General features: G+C 75.6%; 2 protein-coding genes. One reads left to right on the forward strand and one right to left on the reverse strand.

Annotated features, from left to right (window positions below):
- Positions 1 to 50: 50 nt before the first annotated feature.
- Positions 51 to 1,199 carry an HD domain-containing phosphohydrolase gene (locus tag ACTUAL_RS17130; protein WP_440900974.1) on the forward strand — a complete coding sequence of 383 codons (1,149 nt, stop codon included), beginning with the start codon at positions 51 to 53 and terminating at the stop codon, positions 1,197 to 1,199.
- Positions 1,200 to 1,208: 9 nt separating this feature from the next.
- On the opposite strand, the gene ACTUAL_RS17135 is transcribed toward ACTUAL_RS17130, so the two are convergent.
- The gene (locus ACTUAL_RS17135) at positions 1,209 to 1,886 is read right to left on the reverse strand and encodes a GntR family transcriptional regulator (RefSeq protein WP_096492869.1); all 678 of its coding nucleotides are present in this window, start codon (positions 1,884 to 1,886) and stop codon (positions 1,209 to 1,211) included.
- Between the last annotated feature and the right edge of the window lie 627 nt (positions 1,887 to 2,513).

Below are 2,513 nucleotides of genomic sequence, written 5' to 3' on the forward strand. Positions count from 1 at the left end.
GTCGCGGGGTCGGTGTTTCCGGTGGTCGAGCGCAGGGGAGCGGGCGGGGCATGAGCAACCGGCGGGTCCTGATGGTGGACGACGAGCAGCGCGTCCTCGACGGTCTGCGCAGGATGCTGCGGGGTCGCTACGAGCTGACGACCTCGGTGTCCGGCGCCGAGGCGATCGGCCTGGTGCGCGAGAGCGCCGAGCGGCGGGAGCCGTTCGCGGTGGTCGTGTCCGACATGCAGATGCCGGTGGTGAACGGCGCGGCGCTGCTCGCGTCGGTCAACCGGATCTCCCCGGACACCGTCCTGATGATCCTCAGCGGCCAGGCGGACATGAGCGCCACGATCGCGGCGGTGAACAACTCCTCGCTGTTCCGGTTCCTGACCAAGCCGTGCGGGGCCGAGGACCTGACGCGGGCGCTGGACGACGCGCTGCGCCAGTACGAGCTGCTGCACGCCGAGCGCGACCTGCTCGAACGCACCCTCAACGGCGCGGTGGAGGTGCTCACCGAGCTGCTCTCCAGCGCCAGCCCGGTCGCCGCCGCGCGCAGCGGGCGGGTGCGGGCGCTGGTCGCCGCCGTCACCGAGGCGGTCGAGGTGGCCGACGGGTGGGAGGTGCGGCTGGCGTCGCTGCTCAGCCAGGTCGGCTGCGTGAGCGTGCCGGAGGAGGTGCTGCGCAGGGTCGTCGCGGGGGAGGAGCTGGCCGACGCCGAGCGGGCGCTGGTCGCCGGTCACCCGAACCTCGCCCGCACCCTGCTGGGACGGGTGCCGAGGCTGGAGCGGGTGGCAGCGTGGGTGGGCGCGCAGCCGGTGGAGCTGGCCGAGGCGCGCGCCCCGCTGGCCGTGGACGCGCCGGGCAAGCGCGGATGGCCGGGGGAGCTGGTCTTCGCGACGGCCGTGACCTGCCTGCTCGGCGTGGAGGGCGGGGTGCCGCCGGAGGAGCTGGCGACCCGGCTGGCCGAGCAGGGCTTCCCGGCGCCCCTGGTGTCGGCGGCGCTGGGCGCGGAGCTGGTGGCGACCGGCGGGCGGGTGCTGCGCTCGCTGGGCGTCGACGAGATCATGACCGGGCACGTGCTGGACCAGGACGTGCTGACCACGGCCGGGGTGATGCTCCTGCGCAAGGGCGAGCCGGTGACCGACACCCTGCTCATCCGGTTGAAGCACTACGCGCGCACGGTGGGCGTGGAGGAGCCGATCCAGGTCCTGTGCTGAGGGCGGCGCTCAGCCCCGCTGCTCAGCAGCCGGGTCGCGGGCGGCGAGGACGGCGCGGATGCGGGCGCACGAGTCGTCGAGGTGGGCGCGCAGCTCGGCCAGCGCCCTGGCCACGTCGCCGGAGCGCACCACGGCCGACAGGTCGGCGTGGTCCTGGGCGATCGGCCCGAGGTCGCGGTCGGTGTTGGTGATCTCCAGCACCGCCGAGAACAGCGGCCGGTGCAGCGACCAGGTGGAGGTCAGCCAGCGGTTGCCGCCGATGCCGCAGAACCCGAGGTGGAAGTCCAGGTCGGCGGCCACGAACCCGGCTGCGTCCCCGACCTCGGCGCTCCGCCGCATCCGCGCCAGCGCGTCGTCCAGCGGCGCCCAGTCCGCGTCCCCCGACCGGGCGATGGTCTCCCGCACGGCCAGCTCCTCCAGGGCCCCGCGCAGCGAGTACAGCTCGACCAGGTCCTCGTCCGTCAGCCCGCGAACGTGCACCCCGCGCTTGCGCGTCTCGACCAGCCCCTCGACCTCCAGCTGCCGCAACGCGTCCCGCACGGGCCCCCGGCTGACGTCGAACCGCTCGGCGATCCACCCCTCCACCAGGTGCGTCCCCGAGGCCAGCTCCCCGCGCACGATCAGGACGCGCAACTGGGCGAGCAGCAGCTCGCCGAGCGGCGGCTGGCGAACCGGGCTGACGATCATGGACTGACTCCCTAGTGAGGCGATCACCCCGGATTCTCCCAGAGCACCCCCACCCCGCCGGACAGCGCCCGCCCGGCGAACCGCCCCCCACCCCACCCCGGAACCCACCCCCGGAACCGCCCCGCACCCACGCGCACCAGCAAGAACCCGCTCACACGCCCCACACCGCCCGCGCCCCGCCGATCCCCTCCGCGCCCACCCGACCGCGCTCGTGCTGTGTCGCTCCCACCTGATCGCGCTCGTGCTGTGACGCTCCCACCTGACCGCGCCCGTGCTGTGCCGCTCCCACCTGATCGCGCCCGTGCTGTGCCAGCTCCACCCGATCGCACCCGTGCTGCGTCGCCCCCCCACAGGGCCCGCCCCGCACTCGTCGGCCCCGGCCGCGCCCAGGCCCACCCGGCCCGCGCCGTTCGCGCCTGCCCGCCTCCGCCCGCGTCCTCCGGTCCCGTTCGCGCCCAGGCGTCCCCGCCCGCCCGTGCCCACCGCCCGGCAGCGCGGTCAAGTCCCGCGCGGGCAATGGGCATCCCCACCCGCCCGCGCCCACCGGCCCGCGTCCACCCCGCCCGAAGTGCCCCACCCGGTGCCGGCCCCCCACACCCACCCCTGCGCGCACCCCCACACCCACCC

The organism is Actinosynnema sp., from assembly GCF_052038725.1.